15 protein-coding genes are annotated in these 19529 nt (G+C 72.7%); 9 read left to right on the forward strand and 6 right to left on the reverse strand.

Annotated features, from left to right (window positions below; genetic code table 11):
- The first annotated feature begins 295 nt into the window (after nucleotides 1-295).
- Nucleotides 296-1876 carry an acyl-CoA mutase large subunit family protein gene (locus CP969_RS23995; protein ID WP_016824896.1) on the forward strand — a complete coding sequence of 527 codons (1581 nt, stop codon included), beginning with the start codon at nucleotides 296-298 and terminating at the stop codon, nucleotides 1874-1876.
- Between the two features lie 75 nt (nucleotides 1877-1951).
- Nucleotides 1952-2599 carry a leucine efflux protein LeuE gene (gene leuE / locus CP969_RS24000; RefSeq protein WP_016824895.1) on the forward strand — a complete coding sequence of 216 codons (648 nt, stop codon included), beginning with the start codon at nucleotides 1952-1954 and terminating at the stop codon, nucleotides 2597-2599.
- 94 nt (nucleotides 2600-2693) lie between these two features.
- Here the strand turns inward: leuE and CP969_RS24005 are convergent, their stop codons facing one another.
- The 6 genes from CP969_RS24005 to CP969_RS24030 form a co-directional block, all read right to left on the reverse strand.
- Nucleotides 2694-3620 (reverse strand): class I SAM-dependent methyltransferase, encoded by a 927-nt coding sequence (locus CP969_RS24005; protein ID WP_016824894.1) that lies wholly within the window; start codon nucleotides 3618-3620, stop codon nucleotides 2694-2696.
- A gap of 144 nt (nucleotides 3621-3764) precedes the next feature.
- Nucleotides 3765-4850 (reverse strand): acyltransferase, encoded by a 1086-nt coding sequence (locus tag CP969_RS24010; protein WP_016824893.1) that lies wholly within the window; start codon nucleotides 4848-4850, stop codon nucleotides 3765-3767.
- A gap of 126 nt (nucleotides 4851-4976) precedes the next feature.
- The gene (locus CP969_RS24015) at nucleotides 4977-6332 is read right to left on the reverse strand and encodes a polysialyltransferase family glycosyltransferase (protein ID WP_016824892.1); all 1356 of its coding nucleotides are present in this window, start codon (nucleotides 6330-6332) and stop codon (nucleotides 4977-4979) included.
- 3 nt (nucleotides 6333-6335) lie between these two features.
- On the reverse strand, nucleotides 6336-7301 hold the full coding sequence (locus tag CP969_RS24020) for a glycosyltransferase family 2 protein (protein ID WP_004984140.1): 966 nt from the start codon (nucleotides 7299-7301) through the stop codon (nucleotides 6336-6338).
- 328 nt (nucleotides 7302-7629) lie between these two features.
- A complete protein-coding gene (locus CP969_RS24025) occupies nucleotides 7630-8961 on the reverse strand; it encodes a polysialyltransferase family glycosyltransferase (RefSeq protein WP_016824891.1) in 1332 nt (443 codons plus the stop codon).
- Entirely contained in the window at nucleotides 8961-9947 is a 987-nt protein-coding gene (locus CP969_RS24030; RefSeq protein ID WP_016824890.1) for a glycosyltransferase family 2 protein, read from the reverse strand. Before CP969_RS24030 ends, CP969_RS24025 begins: the two co-directional genes overlap by 1 nt.
- A gap of 198 nt (nucleotides 9948-10145) precedes the next feature.
- Between CP969_RS24030 and CP969_RS24035 the strand changes: the two genes are divergently transcribed.
- The 7 genes from CP969_RS24035 (at nucleotide 10146) to CP969_RS24065 (ending at nucleotide 19369) form a co-directional block, all read left to right on the forward strand.
- Nucleotides 10146-11489, forward strand: a complete 1344-nt coding sequence (locus CP969_RS24035; RefSeq protein ID WP_026084928.1) for a DUF6716 putative glycosyltransferase — start codon at nucleotides 10146-10148, stop codon at nucleotides 11487-11489.
- 125 nt (nucleotides 11490-11614) lie between these two features.
- Nucleotides 11615-12874 (forward strand): N-acylneuraminate cytidylyltransferase, encoded by a 1260-nt coding sequence (locus tag CP969_RS24040; RefSeq protein ID WP_016824889.1) that lies wholly within the window; start codon nucleotides 11615-11617, stop codon nucleotides 12872-12874.
- Nucleotides 12875-12887: 13 nt separating this feature from the next.
- Nucleotides 12888-13823: an N-acetylneuraminate synthase family protein gene (locus tag CP969_RS24045; RefSeq protein ID WP_004984135.1), complete on the forward strand. Its 936-nt coding sequence runs from the start codon at nucleotides 12888-12890 to the stop codon at nucleotides 13821-13823.
- A gap of 47 nt (nucleotides 13824-13870) precedes the next feature.
- Nucleotides 13871-14935 carry a hypothetical protein gene (locus tag CP969_RS24050; protein ID WP_004984134.1) on the forward strand — a complete coding sequence of 355 codons (1065 nt, stop codon included), beginning with the start codon at nucleotides 13871-13873 and terminating at the stop codon, nucleotides 14933-14935.
- A 536-nt stretch (nucleotides 14936-15471) separates the two neighbouring features.
- The gene (locus CP969_RS24055; RefSeq protein WP_016824888.1) at nucleotides 15472-16701 is read left to right on the forward strand and encodes an amidohydrolase; all 1230 of its coding nucleotides are present in this window, start codon (nucleotides 15472-15474) and stop codon (nucleotides 16699-16701) included.
- Between the two features lie 260 nt (nucleotides 16702-16961).
- Complete coding sequence (locus tag CP969_RS24060; protein ID WP_016824887.1) at nucleotides 16962-18020, forward strand: BMP family lipoprotein; 1059 nt, start codon at nucleotides 16962-16964, stop codon at nucleotides 18018-18020.
- A 296-nt stretch (nucleotides 18021-18316) separates the two neighbouring features.
- Nucleotides 18317-19369 (forward strand): BMP family lipoprotein, encoded by a 1053-nt coding sequence (locus CP969_RS24065; RefSeq protein WP_004984131.1) that lies wholly within the window; start codon nucleotides 18317-18319, stop codon nucleotides 19367-19369.
- Nucleotides 19370-19529 lie beyond the last annotated feature (160 nt).

Consider the following 19529-nt stretch of genomic DNA (forward strand, 5'->3'; position numbering starts at 1 on the left):
ACGCGAACCCCCCTCGTCCCACCGGACGCCGCCCCCGGTCGCCCACCGGAATGTTCCCCGGACGTGACCGCGGCCGAACCACGGGGCATGGTGGTGAGTGACCGGAAGACGACCGCCGGTGCGGACGCTGTGAGCGGGGTCCCACCGCGGTTGTGAGGAAGGTCCCAGCGTGCGCCCCTCCACCGGGCCGTACGCGCACCGCTACCCTCCGTCGGAGGGTCGGTCTGTACTGGCGGGTAACCGGCGAACAACGGCGAGCAGGCCGAGCAGCACTGCTCAGCGGGAGGCATCACACATGGCGCGCGAGTCGGAGTCGGGACTGCCCATCGAACCGGTCTACGGGCCGGAGGCCCTCGAGGGCTGGGACCCGGCGGAGAAGCTGGGCGCGCCCGGGTCGTACCCCTTCACCCGGGGCGTGTACCCGACGATGTACACCGGTCGTCCCTGGACGATGCGGCAGTACGCCGGTTTCGGCACCGCGACGGAGTCCAACGCCCGCTACCAGCAGCTCATCGCCAACGGCACGATGGGCCTGTCGGTCGCCTTCGACCTGCCCACCCAGATGGGCCACGACTCCGACGCCCCGATCGCGCACGGCGAGGTCGGCAAGGTGGGCGTGGCCATCGACTCGATCGACGACATGCGGGTGCTGTTCGACGGGATCCCGCTGGACAAGGTCTCCACGTCGATGACGATCAACGCCCCGGCCGCGCTGCTGCTCCTGCTCTACCAACTGGTCGCCGAGGAGCAGGGCGTGCGCGCCGACCAGCTCACCGGCACGATCCAGAACGACGTGCTGAAGGAGTACATCGCGCGCGGGACGTACATCTTCCCGCCCAAGCCCTCCCTCCGGCTGATCGCCGACATCTTCAAGTACTGCCGGGCCGAGATCCCCAAGTGGAACACGATCTCGATCTCCGGCTACCACATGGCCGAGGCCGGGGCCTCCCCGGCGCAGGAGATCGCGTTCACCCTCGCGGACGGCATCGAGTACGTGCGCACCGCGGTCGCGGCCGGCATGGACGTGGACGACTTCGCGCCCCGGCTGTCGTTCTTCTTCGTCGCCCGCACCACCCTCCTGGAGGAGGTCGCCAAGTTCCGCGCCGCGCGCCGGATCTGGGCGCGGGTGATGAAGGAGGAGTTCGGGGCCAGGAACCCCAAGTCGCTGATGCTGCGCTTCCACACCCAGACCGCGGGCGTGCAGCTGACCGCGCAGCAGCCGGAGGTGAACCTGGTGCGCGTCGCCGTCCAGGGCCTGGCGGCGGTCCTCGGCGGCACCCAGTCGCTGCACACCAACTCCTTCGACGAGGCCATCGCCCTGCCGACCGACAAGAGCGCGCGGCTCGCCCTGCGCACCCAGCAGGTCCTCGCCCACGAGACGGACGTGACCGCGACCGTCGACCCCTTCGCCGGCTCCTACGTCATCGAGCGGATGACCGACGAGGTCGAGGCCGCGGCGCTGGAGCTGATGGAGAAGGTCGAGGAGCTCGGCGGCGCGGTCAACGCCATCGAGCGCGGCTTCCAGAAGAGCGAGATCGAGCGCTCCGCGTACCGCATCGCCCAGGAGACCGACTCCGGCGAGCGGGTCGTGGTCGGCGTCAACCGCTTCCAGCTCGACGAGGAGGAGCCCTACGAGCCCCTCCGGGTCGACCCCGCCATCGAGGCCCAGCAGGCCGAACGCCTCGCCAAGCTGCGCGCGGAGCGCGACCAGCGGGCGGTGGACACCGCGCTGGCGGCCCTGAAGAAGGCCGCCGAGGGCGAGGACAACGTCCTGTACCCGATGAAGGACGCCCTCAGGGCGCGGGCGACGGTGGGCGAGGTCTGCAACGCGCTGCGGGAGGTGTGGGGGACCCACGTGCCGAGCGACGCGTTCTGAGCACCTCCGCGGGTGCCCCTCCCGGCAGCCGGACCACCGGAGCGGAGTGCCGCGCCCCCGTGCGACACTCCCGTCATGCTCGGCGTCACTGACCTGCCCGCCTACCTGGCGGGCCTCATCCTCATCGTGCTGCTCCCCGGCCCCAACTCCCTGTACGTCCTCTCCGTCGCCGCCCGGCGCGGCGTGCGTGCCGGGTACACGGCCGCGGCCGGCGTCTGGTGCGGGGACGCCGTGCTGATGACGCTGTCGGCCGCCGGAGCCGCCTCGCTGCTCCAGGCGAACGCCTTCCTGTTCGGGATCGTGAAGTTCCTGGGCGCCGGGTACCTGGCCTGGCTCGCCGTCGGCATGCTCCGGACCGCCTGGGGGATGTGGCGGACGCGCCGGGAGGACGACGCGGCCGGCGCCCCCGCGGCCGCCTCCACGGAGCAGCCCTTCCGCCAGGCCCTGGTCATCAGCCTCTTCAACCCGAAGGCGATCCTGTTCTGCGTCGCCTTCCTCGTGCAGTTCGTCGACCCGGCCTACGCCCACCCCGCGCTGTCCTTCGTGTTCCTCGGCGCCCTCCTCCAGCTCGCCAGCGCCCTCTACCTCAGCGCGCTGATCTTCGGCGGCACCCGGCTCGCCGCCGCGTTCCGCCGCCGGCGGCGGCTGTCGGCGACGGCCACCTCGGCGGCGGGCGCGCTGTTCCTGGGGTTCGCGGTGAAGCTGTCGCTGGCGAGCGCGTAGCGCCCTTTGGGGCCGCGGCGGCCGCGCGGGGCCGACGGCTGCCTCCGCCGCCCGTGTGCCTCCGCGCCGCCGGGGGAGACGGCGCGTCCGGACGTCAGGAGGCCCGCAGGAACGCCGAGAGCGCCGCCTTGCCGAGGTAGGAGAAACGGGTGTCGCCCGTGAGGTGCTTGTCCAGGGCCTCCTCGATGCCCGGCCACTTGGGGTCGCCGAAGTCGTCGAGGACGACGATCGCGCCCGGGGCGGCGATCTCCTCCGCCCACCGGAGGTCCTCGGCGACGCCCTCGGCCGAGTGGTCGCCGTCGACGACGATCACGCCGTAGCGGCGGTCGGAGACGGCCGCGCGGGTGCCGGGGTCCTCGGAGAAGCCCCGCTGGATCCGGGCGGCCGTGCCGGCCGGACCGGCCAGGGCGAGGTTGGTGCGGACGGCGCGCTCGTCGACCGGGGTGCCGGAGGGGTCGGCGCGCCGCGGGTTGCCGGGCTGGAGCTGCACGCCGGCGAACGGGTCGACGATCGTCACGCTCGGGTTGCGGCCGTCGCGCTCCATCATCCGGATCAGCCCGGCGGAGAACATGCCGTAGAGCGTGCCGATCTCCAGGATCTCGTCGTTCGGCGGGTCGAGCAGGGGGATCGTGCCGAGCTTGCCGCAGATGTTCATGGTCCCGCCGGCGATCCGGCCGACCCCGAGCGACTCCAGCGCGACCAGCAGCCGGTACGCGGCGGCGACGTTGCGGACGGCGGCGTCCCGGTCCCCGGCCAGCTCCGCCACCTCGGAGTGCAGGCGGTTCAGCGGGCCGGGGCTCACGCTCCGGGAAAGACCGCGACCGGAGGGGCCGAGCAGCAGGTCGAGGGTGAGCTGCTGGTGCTTCAGCACCTCGACGGCGTCCCCGAGGCGCTCCCTGTCCGCCGCGTCCGCGGCGGCCGCCGAGCGGAGGCGCCGCTCGATGCGCTGGTCGATGAGGTCGGCGACCGGACGCAGCAGACGCCGGGCCGCCGAACTGGTGAGCAGGGAGCGGCTGTTCATGAACCGGAGACCTCGATCCGTCGGAAGCTCGGGGGGAGTGGTGCGGCTCGCGGGACGAAGCCAGGCTAGGCGGGCGCCGGCGGCGGGAAGGGAGGTCGGGTCGAGCGGAGGGCGAACAGGTGGCGAACTCCGCGTGACGCCGGGTCAGCCGAGCAGACGCCGCAGGTTCAGCCTGCCCCACAGCAGGCTGCAGGCGAACGACAGGGCCATGACCGTGATCAGCAGACCGACCAGGAGCAGCCCCGCCACCGGTCCGCTCAGGTCCGGCGACACCAGCGGGGCGACGATCTCCTCGACGAACAGCACGTGCACCAGGTACGCGCCGAGCGCGGCACCGGCCAGCTTCCGCAGGCGCGGCCGCCACGCCCCGGGGACCCGGACCCTGCTGACCAGGAGCAGCACGCAGATGCTCATGGCGGCGACGAACAGGTGCGCGTTGGGCATCACGTAGTGGATCTGCGTGTTGTACCAGAGGGCGCCGGCCATGGTGAGCGGCAGCAGCACGAACAGCGGCCACCGCCGGCGCACGGCCCCGGCCGGGAGGGCGAACAGCAGCGCGCCGCCGACCGCGTACACCAGCGAATAGGTGCCGAAGCCCCAGGCCACGGGCGGCATGTCGCGCCCCGTGACCTCGGCGGCCGTGGTCAGCGCGCTCGGCAGGACCGCGATGCCGAGCAGCGCGGCGCCCAGCCCCCAGGGCCGCTTCCCGGCCCTGAGCAGCACCGCGAAGGCGAGCAGCGCGATGAGCGGGATGTAGGTGTACATGAACCACAGGTGGTAGGCGGGCTGCACGGAGCCGAACAGGGAGTGGGCCGCCAGCTCGGTCACGGGCCGCTCGTTGCGGTCCCGCAGCCAGGCCCAGACCAGGTAGATCGCCGTCCACACGAAGAGCGGAACGACGTTGCGGACGATCCTCTGCCACATCCGGGCGCCGTCCCGCGGCGGTGCGCCGACCAGCACGGCCCAGCCGGCCATGGCGAAGTACAGGGGAACGGCGTACGGGTTGACCGCCTCGGCCACGTGTCCCGCCCAGTACGCCCCGGAGCCGCCCGCCGGGTCGTTCCCGGTGGAGTGGATGAACTGGGCACCCACGTGCCCCAGCATGATGGTGGCGGAACAGATCAGCCGCATCAGGTCGATGTCGGGGCGGTGCTCCCGCGGTGCGGCGGTCTGCTCGGAGGGAGAGCTGCTCTGCTGCTGCGGCAGGCGTACGGCGATGTCGTTCGGCACCGCGCAACTCTCGGGGCGTCCGGTGTACGGGAGTTGAAGAGCGGATGGCCCCGCCGTGGCGGGTGGGACTCGGTTGGCCGCCCGTGGCGGGTGGGGCGCCGCCGCCCGCTCCGGCCCCCGCCCGTGTCACTCCTTCCGGACGCCGCGCCGTACCGCCCTGCGCACCACGCGCTTCGCACGGCTCGCCCGGAGCTTCGCGCGCGACCGCGGGCGGCTGCCGGGCAGGCCGAGCTCGGCCAGCCGCAGTTCGGGGAAGTAGTGGCCGGGGCTGTCGGCCAGGTGCTCGCGCAGCCAGTTCTCCGTCGGCTCCCGCAGCTCCGGGTACGTCTTGGGCTGCATGCAGAAACCGATCGCCCGGACCAGTGGGGACAGCGTCCCGGGGGCCGGGCCGACGAGAGCCGGGGCCTGCCCGCGCTCCAGGTCGGGCACCAGGTGGTCGACCACGGCCAGCGGCACGCGGTTGCTGTTCGGGTAGGGCTTCAGACGCCGCATCACCAGCGCGGTCCCGACCCGGGCGACGGGCACGTCGTAGTAGGCGGAGGCGGTCACCATCGCCGTCGAGAAGCAGCCGACCACGAGTGCGGGGCGGCAGTGGTGGTACAGCGTCTCGGCCAGCAGCGGCGCGTCCAGCACGGTGAGGCGGACGCCCGCCTCCGCCGCCGCCTTGCCCAGCGCCGCCGAGTAGCCGGCGGGGGCCGTCGGATGGGGCTTGAAGACCACGGACCGGTGCCCGGCGCGCACGGCCCCGGTGAGCATGCGGACGTGGAGTTCCTCCTCCTCCTGCGCGCTCAGGATGTTGATCGCCGCCAGGTACTGGCCGAGCAGCACGGCCGTCGGCGCCTCCCGCAGGACGGGCGCGAGCCGCGGGTCGTCCGCCGCGTCCCGGGAGATCTCGTCGAGCACGCCGCGGAACGCCCCGTCCGGGACGATCTCGGGCCCGACGCCGTACTCGGACAGCAGCAGCGGCTTCAGACCGGGGATCAGGTCCAGGTGGAGCAGCCGCCGGATGCGGCGCGCGACGGTCAGCGGCAGCTTCTCCCGGGTCGGGCCGTAGCTCATCAGGCCGTCGGCGTACACGTGGACGACGGCCTCGGAGAAGATCGCCGCCAGCGCGCGGGCCGGATTGACCTGGATCGACTCGACGGCGAGCTCGACCGGGTCCCGCTCGTCGATGCCCCACAGGAGGCGGAACGCCCGCTGCCACAGCGTCGTGTCGTTCCCGCGCGGACCCCAGGTGCTGGGGTGGTACGGGCTGATCGCCTCGTTCCAGCTGACCACCGAGTCGAACCGGCCGGATATCGGCTCGTAGCCGTGCATCTCGTCCAGGCGCAGGGCGGTCTCCGGCACGGCGGCGTTGTTGGAGACCAGCAGGATGCGCCGGGCCGCGTCGCGCGGTCCGAACAGGCCCGCGTCCAGCGCCGCGGCGAGGGTGGCCGCTCCGTAGAGGGTCGAGACCTGGAAGATCTGGGTCGTGTGGGGCATGGATCAGGCAGCCTTCCGCCCGTTGCGCAGGCGGCCGAGCAACCTGCTCCGAGTGCTGTCGATGGTCTTAAGGGTCTCCTCGAGCGCGTGCTCGGGCATGCGCTGGAGCGCGGCCCTCGCCTCACGCCGCAGCCGCTGGGCCGCCGAGGGCTCGTACTCGTTCACCTTGCCGAGGTGGAAGGCGATCATGGCGCAGTAGGTGCGCACGGCCTTGAGGAGGAAACGGTCGCTCTCCGGGTCCTGCTGCACGTCCCGCAGCAGCGCGTCGTACGCCGGGATGAAGTCCAGCTGGCGGGAGTCCTTGACCTGGGTGAGCGAGGTCGCCACGCCCCGCCGGTAGAACACACCGTGCAGCCCCAGGGACGCGTACGTCCTGGCCCTCAGGTGCAGGCGCCAGATCCACAACCGGTCCTCGGCCGTGCGGAGTTCCGTCGCGAAGCGCATGCCGCCGTCGTCGAAGAGGTGCCGGCGGTAGATCCCCGCCCAGACGAAGGGGTAGTCGACCATCGTCTCCGTGTCGACCGGGGTGATCCCGTCGCGCGGATCCATCACGGCGTTGCGCACCGGAGCCGGGGGGCGCCGGACGATCCGCTCGGTGCCGGTGGCCTGGACGTGGTCGGTGCGGGCGAAGTCGCAGCCCAGCTCCTCCATGGCGGACACCAGTGCGGCGAGGTGGCCCGGTCCGTACCAGTCGTCGCCGTCGAGGAACGTGAGGAACTCGCCGCCGGCCGCGTCGATACCGCTGTTGCGCGCCTGGGCGATGCCCAGGTTCCTCTCGTGCCGGATCACCTTGGCGCCCGGGAGCTTCTCCGCCCAGCGGTCGATCACCCAGGGGGTGGAGTCCGTGGAGCAGTCGTCGACGAGCAGGAACTCGACGTCGGGGCCCGCGTTGTTGGCGAGGCTTCGCAGCGCGCTCTCGGCGAACGCTCCCACGTTGTGCATGGGGACGACGACGGACAGTTTCGGCACGTGGGCCTCTCACACTCGAGAACGGGGGTCGGAACAGGCTGGCGATGTTCCCGGACGGGGCGGTGTCGACCGGAGCGCGCAGAAGTGAACTCCCTCCGAAGGGGCGGTGAATTCCGGTGTCCCACGCCGGACGGAAGGTGTCCCGGAGCGCGTCGGGGTTCGACCGGGTGGTCTCCCACAGGGGTCTCCCGCAGGAGTTTCTGTGCGCCGTGCGCGTCCGCCACGGCGGCCGCGTGGTCGTCGAGGACGGCGCCCGGCCCGCTTTGCGAGCCGGGCGCCCGGCTCCCGGTCGTGCACGGACTTCTCGTCGGCGGGCATGCGGGCCGCGTCAGCCCCGTGCGGCCCTCTTCAGCGCCCGCGCCCGCCGCACCACCCGGCGCGCGGTGGGGTTGCGGGACAGGAGCGCGAGCCGCGCCGGGACGCCGCCGGGCAGTCCCAGCGAGGCGAGCCGCCCGCGCCTGAAGTAGCGCCGGGTGCGCGGGCCGAGGTGCCGGGAGAGGTAACGCTCCGCGGCCGGGCGCAGGGACGGGTGGATCTGCGGCTGCAGGGTGAAGCCGAGCGCGGTGACCAGGTCGCCCAGCTCGTCGGCGGGAACGGCGTCCTCGCCCTCCTCCCGCTCCAGGTCCGGCAGCACCGCGTCGGCCAGGACGACCGGGACCCGGTTGCCGTTCTGGTACGGCGTCAGCCGCTCCAGGATCCGCTCGGTGCCGACCCGTGCGGCCGGCAGGCCGTACAACGCGGACGCGGTGAACAGCGCGGTCGAGAAGCAGCCGACGACCAGCGCGGTCCGGGTCCGCTCGAAGAGCACCTCGGCGGGGACGGGCGTGTCCAGGACGGTGAGGTCCACGCCGAGCCTGCCGGCCTCGGTCTCCAGGACACGGCCGTGCTGGGGCGGCGCGGCCGGGTGCGGCTTGAAGGCGATCGTGCGGTGGCCGCGCCGGACCGCCCCGCGCACCATCCGCACGTGCAGGTCGTCCTCCTCCTCGGGGGAGAGGACGCCGAGCGCGGACAGGTGCTGGCCGAGCAGCAGCGCCGCGCCGTCCGGCAGCGCGGGCGGCGCGCCGGCGGACCCGGACACCTCGCTCACCGCCTTCCGGAAGGCGCGCGTCGGCACCGTGCGCACCGGCACGCCGAACTCGGTCAGCAGCATCGGCGTGAGGCCCGGCACCAGGTCCAGGTGCAACAGCTGCCGCACGCGCGTGCCCACCAGCGGGTCGATCTTGTGGGGTGTGGGGCCGTAGCTCACGGGGCCGCCGGCGTAGACGTGGATCGGGGCCCCGGTGAACAGCCGGGCCACCGTGAGGGCCGGGGGCACCTGGAGGGACTCCAGGACCAGCTCCACGCGGTCGTCGCCGAGCCCCCACAACAGCCGCAGATGGCGCTCCAGGAGCGGGACGTCGTCGGAGCGCGGCGTCCAGGCCCCGGGGTGGAAGGGGCGGATGGCCTCGTTCCAGGACAGCACGTCGTCGAAGTGCTCGCGCAGCGGCGCGAAACCCGGCAGCTCGTCCAGGGAGGGCGTGGTCTCCGGGATCGCGGAGTCGTCGAGGACCAGCAGCGTCCGCCGCTCCGCCTCCGTGAAGCAGCCGGACTCGATCGCGGCCGCCAGCGTGACGGCGCCGTGCGGCGTCGAGGCGCAGAAGATCTGGGCGGTACGGGACATCAGCCGGCCGCCTTCGCCGTGGTGATCCGGCGCCGCAGCCGCCGCAGTGCGGAGGAACGTCGCATGTCCATGCTCTCCAGTACGTCGTCGAGCGCGTCCTGCGGCATGCGCCTGAGTGCCGCCGCGCTCATCGCCCGCAGCCGCTTGGCCACGGCCGGTTCGAACTTGTCCTCGTCGAAGAGGTGGTGGGCGATGATCGCGCAGTACGTCCGCACCGCCTTGGGCAGCAGCCGGTCGGCGTCGCGGTCCGCCGCCGTCTCCTCGATCACCTGGTCGAAGGCGCGGATGAAGTCGAGTTGGCGGACGTCCCCGATCTGGGTGAGGGAGGAGGCGACCCCGCGCCGGTAGAACACCCCCAGCAGGCCGACCACGGCGAACGACTCCGCCTCGCGGTGCAGCTTCCAGATCCACGGCCTGTCCTCGGCCGTGCGCAGCCCGTCGGTGAAGTGCAGCAACCCCCGCTCCAGCAGCCGGCGGTGATAGGCACCGGCCCAGGCGTACGCGTAGTCCACCGAGGTCGTCCGGTCGGCGGGCAGGATCGCCTCCCGCGGGTTCAGCACCTCGTCGCGCAACCCGACCGGCACCCGGTGCACGGACCGGGCGCGGGCGGTGACCCGCACATGGTCGGTGCGGACGAAGTCGCAGCCCAACCGCTCGACGGCCGCGACCAGTTCGGACAGGTAGCCGGGAGCGAACCAGTCGTCGCCGTCCAGGAAGGTCACGTAGTCGCCCCGGGCCGCGTCCAGTCCGGTGTTGCGCGCGGTGGCGAGCCCGCCGTTCCTGTCGTGGCGGATGTGGCGCACCCGGGCGACGTCCGCGAGGGACTCGGCCGCACGCTCGAGAATCGCCGGGGTTCCGTCCTCGGAATGGTCGTCGACCAGAACGAACTCGAAGTCCGGCCGGGCGTTCGTGCGCAGACTGGTGAGGGCGTCCTGGGCGTATTGCTGAACGTTGTAGAACGGGACAATCACGGAGAGCTTCGGCACCCGAAAAACCCTAGGAGGCCGCCCGGATCGGTGAATTTCCGGTGGCCGTACGGCGGGTGAACTCGATGTGTCGGTACGGTGCACCCCACGTATTTCCCCGGTTTCCGCAGGCCGGTTCGGCTCTCGGTGGGGTGTTGTTAACGCTTCGTTGATTCACGGTTGGGCCATACCTAGAATTCGCTTCCTAGCGTCTTCGGCGTGCCAGCAAGTGCAACGAAGCCCCTCAGAGTGGCGGTCCTCGCGGATTCCGACACCCGGTGGAAATGGGGCGCTCTCACCGCGAACCGCGTCGCGCCGACGGGACCCGGACATCCGGGGGACCCGGCCGACGCCGGCCTCCGCCTGGACGGATACCTGCTGCGGGGCCGCGCCACCCCCACCGCCCGCCAGCTCGGCGAGGTCGGCGTCCGCGCCGACTCGCTGCGCGAGGTGACCGCCGCCGAGTTCCTGCGCGCGATGCGCGAGGAGCCGTACGACGTCCTCGTGCTCGCCCTGGTCGGCGGCGGTGTGCAGGCGATGCTGCACGGACTGCGGCGGGTGTGGGAGGACCGGCCGCGGCGGCCCGTCGTCGTCACCGGGTACGTCGGCGTCGTCTACGAGAAGCTCGCCGACGGCCTGCTGCTGCGCCACGGCGCCGACCTCGTGCTGGCCAACTCCCGCCAGGACGCGGACCGCTTCCGCGCCGTGTACGAGGGCGTGGGCGCCGACGCCTCCTCGGTGACCGAGGTCGCGCTGCCCTTCCTCGGCGGGGCCCCCCACGCCGGCGCACACGAGCTCCGCACGGTCGTCTTCGCCGCCCAGCCCTCCGTCCCGGAGAGCCGCCGAGACCGCGCGTACCTGCTGGACCGGCTGGTGCGGCACGCCCGCCGGCACCCTGGGCGCGAGGTGCTGCTGAAGCTGCGCTCCAAGCCCGGCGAACACACCACGCACCTCGAGGAACTGCCCTACCAGAAACTCGCCCAGCGGCTGGACCTGCCGTCCAACCTCCGCCTGGTCTACGGGCACATGGGCGAGGTCCTCGACCGGACCGACCTGCTGGTCACCGTCAGCTCCACCGCCGCCCTGGAGTCGCTGCACCGCCGCATCCCGACCGCGGTCCTCACCGACCTCGGGGTGCGCGAGGCGCTCGGCAACCACCACTTCATCGGCTCCGGCTGCCTCGCCTCCTGGGACCAGCTCGACGCCGGACACCGCCCGGTGCCCGACGCGGAGTGGGTGGCCCGGCAGGGCGTCGCCGCCGAAGGGGACTCCTACGCCACGGCCTTCGACGCCGCCCGCGCACGCATCGCCGAGCTGCTCGGCCGCCCCGGCGGACTGCCGCCGCTGACCCCCTACTACACGCCCGTCACCGCGCCCGGCTACCTGCCCGGCGTCCTCGCCCGCCACCACCTCGGCCCGGACGGCACCCCGCTGCCCGGCGCGCCCACCGCCGACCGGGAGCCCGGACCGGTCCGGCAGATCGTGCGCCGGGCGGCGCGCGGCGCCTACCGGCACGGCGTGCAGCGCGTGGCCCCGGTGATCCGCCGGATGGGCGAGCTGTGACCGCCCCGTTCTCCGCCCCGACACCCGCCCGAGGAGCTGATCCCATGTCCCACCCGCCGACGGGCCAGGACGCCGGTGGGGACACCCCCCGCCCGAGCGCGGCCGAGAGCCCAAAGGAGCGCCGGGTGCTCGCGGTGATCCCCGCACGCGGCGGCTCCAAGGGCGTGCCCGCGAAGAACCTCGCCCCCGTCGGCGGCGTGCCCCTGGTGGCGCGGGCCGTGCGCGCGTGCCGCGCCGCCCGGTACGTCACCGACGTGGTGGTCTCCACCGACGACCAGGCCATCGCCGCCGTCGCCCGGCAGGCCGGCGCCGAGGTCGTGCTGCGGCCCGCCGCCATCGCCGGCGACACCGCCACCTCCGAGGCCGCCGTCCTGCACGCCCTGGAGGCCCACGAGGCCCTGCACGGCGCCCCGGTGGACGTCGTCCTGCTCGTGCAGTGCACCAGCCCCTTCCTGCTGGGCGAGGACGTCGACGGCGTGGCCGGCGCGGTCGTCGACCGGGGCGCGGACACCGCGGTCACCGTCGCCCCCTTCCACGGCTTCCTCTGGCGGGACGCCTCCGCGGAGGCCGCCGACGCCGGACCGGACGCCCCCGGCGGCGGTCACGGCGTCAACCACGACAAGTCCTTCCGCCCCCGCCGCCAGGACCGCCCCCAGGACCTGCTGGAGACCGGCGCCGCCTACGCCATGGACGCGGCCGGCTTCCGCGAGCACCGGCACCGCTTCTTCGGCCGCACCGAACTCGTGCGCACCGACCCCGCCCGCGTGCTGGAGGTCGACGACCCGCACGACCTCGCCCGGGCCCGCGCCCTCGCCCCGCTCCTCGACGCGGCGCGGCCCGGCACCCTCCCCGCCGATCCCCCCGCCCGCCTCGCCGCCGATTCCCCCGCCCGCCTCCCCGCGGCCGAGGACATCGACGCGGTCGTCCTCGACTTCGACGGCACCCAGACCGACGACCGGGTGCTGATCGACTCCACCGGACAGGAGTTCGTCGCCGTGCACCGCGGCGACGGCCTCGGCATCGCCGCCCTGCGCAGGAGCGGCCTGAAGCTGCTGATCCTGTCCACGGAGCAGAACCCGGTCGTCGCCGCCCGCGCACGCAAGCTGAAGCTCCCCGTGCTGCACGGCGTCGACCGCAAGGACCTCGCCCTCAAGCAGTGGTGCGAGGAGCAGGGCATCGCGCCGGAGCGCGTGCTCTACGTCGGCAACGACGTCAACGACCTCCCGTGCTTCGCCCTCGTCGGCTGGCCCGTGGCGGTCGCGAGCGCCCACGACGTCGTACGCGGCGCCGCACGCGCGGTCACCGCCCTCCCCGGCGGCGACGGCGCGATCCGGGAGATCGCCGGCTGGATCCTCGGTCCCTCTCTCGATTCCCTCCCCAAGTAAGGAAACCCCTGTCATGAGCAACTCCCGCATCCGCACCCTCGGTCCCCGCGAGGCCGGCCCCGGCCGTCCCGTCTACGTGACCGGCGAGATCGGCATCAACCACAACGGCGACATCGAGAACGCCTTCAAGCTGATCGACGCCGCCGCCGAGGCCGGCTGCGACGCGGTCAAGTTCCAGAAGCGCACGCCCGAGATCTGCACCCCGCGCGACCAGTGGGACATCGAGCGCGACACCCCCTGGGGCCGGATGACGTACATCGACTACCGCCACCGCGTGGAGTTCGGCGAGGAGGAGTACCGCCAGATCGACGCCTACTGCAAGAAGAAGGGCATCGACTGGTTCGCCTCCCCGTGGGACACCGAGGCCGTCGCCTTCCTGGAGAAGTTCGACGTCCCGGCCCACAAGGTCGCCTCGGCCTCGCTCACCGACGACGAGCTGCTGCGCGCCCTGCGCGCCACCGGCCGCACGGTCATCCTCTCCACCGGCATGTCCACCCCGAAGCAGATCCGCCACGCGGTCGAGGTCCTGGGCAGCGAGAACATCCTGCTCTGCCACGCCACCTCCACCTACCCGGCGAAGGCCGAGGAGCTGAACCTGCGGGTCATCAACACCCTCCAGCAGGAGTACCCGAACGTCCCGATCGGCTACTCCGGCCACGAGACCGGCCTGCAGACCACCCTGGCCGCCGTCGCCCTCGGCGCCGTCTTCGTCGAGCGCCACATCACCCTGGACCGCGCCATGTGGGGCTCCGACCAGGCCGCCTCCGTCGAGCCGCAGGGCCTGACGCGCCTCGTCCGCGACATCCGCACCATCGAGGCGTCCCTCGGCGACGGCGTGAAGAAGGTCTACGAGTCCGAGCTGGGCCCGATGAAGAAGCTGCGCCGCGTCCCCGGTGCGGTCGCCGAGGCGGAGATCGCGGCGGCGGCGGGCGAACCGCTGACGGTCTGAGCACACCGAATCCTCCACTCCCCTCGAGACGGGAACGGCGTACGTCGATGAGCCCCCGTGCCGGGAAGGCCGGCCCCCACACCCTCGCCTTCGTCGAGAGTCCGGTACAGCTGCTGAACGTGCTGGAGTGGGCGCACGCGCACGCTCCCGGCGCGGGGCTCGCCCTCGTGGTGCTGTCCCCCGTCGACCCGATGACGCGCGGCCAGTTGCGCCGCATGTCCGAACTGGCCCGCGAGGAGGGCCACGAGGTCCGCTGGGAGGAGGCCCGGGGCGGCCCGGCCGCGCCGCTGCAGACGATCGGCGGCCTGGCCGGCCCGCTCCGCCGGGCTTCCCGGATCGTCCTCGGCGACCCCTTCTCGCGGTACGTCCAGCTCCTGCTGACGATCACCCGGGCCCGTGACCTCGTCGTCGTCGACGACGGCACGGCGACCATGGAGTTCGTCGGCCAGCTGGCCCGGGGCGAACGCCTGGTCCGCTGGCACCGCAAGGGCGGCCGCCCCGGCCCCCGCGACCTGCTCCTCGCCCCGGTGTCGGCCGTCGCCCGGCACCGGCTCACCCCGGGCGAGAAGCGCCGGGTGGAGGTCTTCTCCTCGATGCCGATGGAGGACACCCCGCCCGGCGTCACGCTCACCGCCCACACCTTCGCCTGGACCCGGGACCGCTTCGGGCCGCCCCGCATCACCCGGGGCGCCGACCTGGTGGGCACGTCCCTGGTGGAGACCGGCGTGGTGGACGCCGACGCCTATCTGGAGGCCGTCCGGTCCCTGGCCGAGACCCACGGGGCGACCCGCTACTTCGCCCACCGCCGCGAGAGCACGGAGAAACTCCACCGGCTGGCCGTCGGCACGGGCCTGGAGATCGTCCGCCCCGAACTCCCCCTGGAACTGATCGCCCGCCGCGGCCCCATCGGCCGCACCGTCGTCAGCTTCCCGTCCACGGTCGTGCACACCCTCCCGCTCGCCCTGGCCGGCACGGAGGTCACCGTCGCGGTCTGCGACATCGACCCCGCCTGGCTGACCCGGAACGCCTCCCCCCGGGCCCGGGGCTTCCTGGCGAACGTCACGGACACGGCGCGGGACGCCCACCACCTGCCGGCGGTGCCGGCGGTCTGACCACGCGGCTCCGGGCGTCGCGGGGCCCGTGGGCATCGCGGGGTCCGCGGGCCCCGCGCGGCGCCGCCGACACGCGCCCTCGGCCACGCGCCCTCGGGCACGGAGCCGAGCCGGGCCCGCCCCGCCGCGGGCCGTCCCCGGCCCTCCCGGACCTCGCCGCGCACCCGTCACGGGCCCTCCCGGACCTCGCCGCGCACCCGTCACGGGCCCGCTCGGGCCCTCGCCGCGCACCCGTCACCGGTCCGCCCGGACGGCCGATCCGGTGTCCGCCGGATGAACCGGTCCGCGTGGGCTGGGCCGAGCGTGGTAATCGTGGAGGAGTGGATGGGTGCCGGAAACGTGGTGCGACTGTGATCGACATCACGGGTCGGCAGGTCACGGGGCCCTCGCCCCGTGAAAGAGCGGGCAGTTTACCCATCTCGATTGACAGCTATGCGTAGGGCGGCCGCGTTTTCTTCCCCTAACGGACTGATTTTTCTTGATCGAGGGTCAGCCGACAGCCCCGGAGCCCTACCCTTCAAAGGGTGAAACCACTGATGTCACTGGAGACCGAGGTCGACCTACCCGGAGGAGCGGTGCTTCCCGGCGCGCTGCCCGAAGCCCTGCGCGCCGAGCTCGTGGCCTTCCGCCGCGACCTGCACATGCACCCGGAACTCGGCAACCAGGAGTTCCGCACGACCGCCGCGATCAAGGAACGGCTGGAGCGGGCCGGCCTGAAACCGCGGGTGCTCTCCAGCGGGACCGGTGTGATCTGTGACATCGGGACGGACGACGAGGCCGGCACCGACGCGGCGGTGCTGGCCCTGCGCGCCGACATCGACGGCCTGCCCATCCCCGACATGAAGACCGAGTGCCCGTACCGCTCCACCGTGCCCGACCGCGCGCACGCCTGCGGCCACGACGTGCACACCACCGTGGTGCTCGGCGCCGGTCTGGTCCTCGCCGAACTGCACCGCCAGGGCCTGCTGCCCCGGCCCGTGCGGCTGATCTTCCAGCCCGCCGAGGAGGTGCTGCCCGGCGGTGCCGCCGACGCCGTCGCGGACGGCGCGCTCGACGACGTCGGACGGATCCTCGCCGTGCACTGCGACCCCCGGGTCGACGCCGGGAGGATCGGGCTGCGCGAGGGGCCCATCACCTCGGCCTGCGACCGGCTGGAGATCGCCCTGGACGGTCCCGGCGGCCACACCGCCCGCCCGCACCTGACCACCGATCTGGTCACCGCCGCCGCCCGCGTGGTCACCGACGTGCCCGCCCTGGTCGGCCGGCGCGTCGACAGCCGCAGCGGACTCGCCGTGACCTGGGGCCGGATCGAGTCGGGCCACGCGCCCAACGTCATCCCGCAGCACGCCGAACTGTCCGGCACCGTCCGCTGCCTCGACCTGAACACCTGGCGGCAGGCCCCCGACATCGTGGTCGCGGCCATCGACGAGGTGGCCAACCTGCACGGCGCCAAATCGGAGATCACCTACGTGCGCGGCGTCCCGCCGGTCGTCAACGAGGCCGGGGCCGCCGCGCTGCTGCGCGACGCCATGGTCGCCCGGCGCGGAGTGGAGTCCGTCGAGGGCACCGAGCAGAGCCTGGGCGGCGAGGACTTCTCCTGGTACCTGGAGCACGTCCCCGGCGCCATGGCCCGCCTCGGCGTCCGCCCTCCCGGTGAGCGCACCGTGCGCGACCTGCACCAGGGCGACTTCGACGTGGACGAGCACGCCATCACCGTGGGCGTGGAGCTCTTCACCGCCGCCGCCTTCCTCGACGCCCTGCGCTGAACCCGCCCCCTCCCGGCGGCCCCGACACGCCTCCTCCGCCCGCTTTGACGACCGCTCACCGCGCGGGTGGGGGAGGGACGGCGCGGGCACGCGTCGCGCCGATCGCCCCTCCGCGGCCCTCTGGTTCACCCGGGCGCGACCGGCCATCGGCACGAATGGATAACGGCCCCGCGGAACCCCGTTCCCAGGAGTTTCTACGCGCGTTAATGTGCGCCGAACCGAGCGCCCGCTGCGGGGCTTTGGAGAATGGGGAACTTCAGATGCGTCGGACATCCAGACTGGCCCGCGTCGCGGTGGGGGTCGCGTCACTCGCACTCGCCGCCACGGCCTGCGGCGGCACCAGCGGTGACAAGGTAGACGGCGGCGGTGACTCCAAGAAGAAGGAGGACCTCGGCCTCGCCATCGCCTACGACATCGGCGGCAAGGGCGACCAGTCCTTCAACGACGCGGCCTTCGCCGGTCTCAGCAAGGCCAAGGACGAGTTCGGCTACAAGACCGCCGACGTCGAGCCCACCGAGGGCGAGACGGACGCGGACAAGGAGCAGCGCCTGGCCTCGCTGGCCCGCCAGGGCTACAACCCCGTCATCGGCGTCGGCTTCGCCTACGGCCCCGCGATGGAGGCCGTGGCCGCGAAGTACCCGAAGACCACCTTCGGCATCGTCGACTCCGTGGTCGAGGGCGAGAACGTCGCCTCCCTCGTCTTCGCCGAGGAGCAGGCCTCGTACCTGGCCGGCGTCGCCGCCGCCAAGGCCACCAAGACCAAGACCGTCGGTTTCGTGGGCGGGGTGGACATTCCGCTGATCCACAAGTTCCGGGCGGGCTTCGAGCAGGGCGTCAAGGACACCGACCCCAAGGTCAAGGTGATCTCGCAGTTCCTGACGCAGACGGCGGAGGAGGGCGGCTTCTCCAGCCCCGACAAGGGCAAGGCCGCCGCCGAGGGCCAGATCGAGAAGAAGGCCGACGTCGTCTACCAGGCGGCCGGTCTGTCCGGGCAGGGCGTGATCGAGGCCGCCGCCAAGGCGGAGGTCTGGGCGATCGGCGTCGACTCCGACCAGTACAAGCAGGAAGCCCTCGCCGGCCACAAGGACTTCATCCTCACCTCCGCCACCAAGGAGGTCGGCGGTTCGGTGTACGCCCTCGCCAAGTCCGTCGAGGAGGGCAAGCCGCGCACCGGCACCCAGGTGTTCGACCTCAAGGTGAACGGCGTCGGCCTGTCCGAGAGCAACCCGAAGATGGCCGAGGTCCCCGGCCTGACGGACGCCGTGGCCAAGGCCAAGGAAGGCATCATCGACGGCTCCATCAAGGTGAAGACGGAGTAGGTGCCCCGGCCGCGGCCGCCCGGTGGGCCGGCCGCGGCGGATCCGCGCGAGGCGGGCGGGCGCCCCCGGGGGCACCCGCCCGCCTCGCGCGTCCGTGCCCGCCCGCGCACGTCACCCACCGCCACCCCGCCTGCGCTGTCGGCGATACCGTGACCAGAGCTCCACGACAGCTTGGGCACGGCCGCATAACAAGGTGGACAGAAGGGGTTTTCAGGCAGGTCTACGCGCGTTAATGTGCGGCGAAGCCAGCGCCGCAGCTGAACCGTCCGGCGCTTGTACGACAGGAGCACCACACCATGCGCCGGATTTCCCGGATCACGGTCGCAGGCGCAGCGACCGCCTCCCTGGCCCTCGCCCTCTCCGCCTGCGGCGGCACCTCGACCTCCTCGAGCTCGTCGTCCGAGTCGAAGGGCGACAAGGGCCTGGCCATCGCCTACGACGTCGGCGGCAGGGGCGACCAGTCCTTCAACGACGCCGCCTTCGCGGGCCTGCAGCAGGCCAAGGAGGAGTTCAAGTACGAGACCGCCGACGTCGAGCCCACCGACGGCGAGACGGACGCGGACAAGGAACAGCGCCTGGTCTCGCTGGCGAAGCAGGGCTACAACCCGGTCATCGGCGTCGGCTACGCCTACGCCGCCGCCGTGAAGGGCGCCGCGGAGAAGTACCCGGACACCACCTTCGGCATCGTCGACGACGCCACGGTGGAGGCGGAGAACGTCGCCGACCTGGTCTTCTCCGAGGAGGAGGCCTCGTACCTGGCCGGCGTCGCCGCCGCCGAGACCACCAAGACCAACGTCGTCGGTTTCGTGGGCGGTGTGGACATTCCGCTGATCCACAAGTTCCGGGCGGGCTTCGAGCAGGGCGTCAAGGACACCGACCCCAAGGTCAAGGTGATCTCGCAGTTCCTGACGCAGACGGCGGAGGAGGGCGGCTTCTCCAGCCCCGACAAGGGCAAGAGCGCCGCCGAGGGCCAGATCGAGAAGAAGGCCGACGTCGTCTACGCGGCCGCCGGCCTGTCCGGCCAGGGCGTGATCGAGGCCGCCGCCGCCAACAAGGTGTGGGCGATCGGCGTCGACTCCGACCAGTACAAGCAGGAAGCCCTCGCCAAGTACAAGGACTCGATCCTGACCTCGGCGATGAAGGACGTCGCCAAGGCGGTGTACAACCTGGCTAAGTCGGTCGAGGACGGCAAGCCCGCGACCGGTATCGTCAAGGGCGATCTGAAGACGGGTGAGGTGAGCCTGTCGAACTCCAACCCGAAGTTCGCGGACGACGCCGAGCTCCAGGAAGCCATCGAGACGGCCAAGGAGAAGATCGTCAGCGGCGAGATCAAGGTCAAGTCGAGCTGAGAGTCCCCTGAACGACCCTGAGCAGCAGGTAACCGCGGGGTTGCGTCCGCTCGACGGGGTACGGGGAGCCCGGCTCCCCGTACCCCGTCGGTGTGCGGTGCCGCCCTTTTGTATGCCGTAGGGGCGCTACGCGCGTAGAAGGCCCCCGTCCCCAGGAGAG

It is taken from the genome of Streptomyces viridosporus T7A (genome assembly GCF_008704515.1).
GTDB lineage: Bacteria > Actinomycetota > Actinomycetes > Streptomycetales > Streptomycetaceae > Streptomyces > Streptomyces viridosporus.

Excerpts from the sequence above, each read along its gene's own strand:
- CP969_RS24025 (WP_016824891.1), bottom strand. The coding sequence starts at position 8,961 with ATGTCCCGTACCGCCCAGATCTTCTGCGCCTCGACGCCGCACGGCGCC.
- CP969_RS24045 (WP_004984135.1), top strand. The coding sequence starts at position 12,888 with ATGAGCAACTCCCGCATCCGCACCCTCGGTCCCCGCGAGGCCGGCCCC.
- CP969_RS24050 (WP_004984134.1), top strand. The coding sequence starts at position 13,871 with ATGAGCCCCCGTGCCGGGAAGGCCGGCCCCCACACCCTCGCCTTCGTC.
- CP969_RS24055 (WP_016824888.1), top strand. The coding sequence starts at position 15,472 with ATGTCACTGGAGACCGAGGTCGACCTACCCGGAGGAGCGGTGCTTCCC.
- CP969_RS24015 (WP_016824892.1), bottom strand. The coding sequence starts at position 6,332 with ATGCCCCACACGACCCAGATCTTCCAGGTCTCGACCCTCTACGGAGCG.
- CP969_RS24065 (WP_004984131.1), top strand. The coding sequence starts at position 18,317 with ATGCGCCGGATTTCCCGGATCACGGTCGCAGGCGCAGCGACCGCCTCC.
- leuE (WP_016824895.1), top strand. The coding sequence starts at position 1,952 with ATGCTCGGCGTCACTGACCTGCCCGCCTACCTGGCGGGCCTCATCCTC.
- CP969_RS23995 (WP_016824896.1), top strand. The coding sequence starts at position 296 with ATGGCGCGCGAGTCGGAGTCGGGACTGCCCATCGAACCGGTCTACGGG.
- CP969_RS24005 (WP_016824894.1), bottom strand. The coding sequence starts at position 3,620 with ATGAACAGCCGCTCCCTGCTCACCAGTTCGGCGGCCCGGCGTCTGCTG.
- CP969_RS24060 (WP_016824887.1), top strand. The coding sequence starts at position 16,962 with ATGCGTCGGACATCCAGACTGGCCCGCGTCGCGGTGGGGGTCGCGTCA.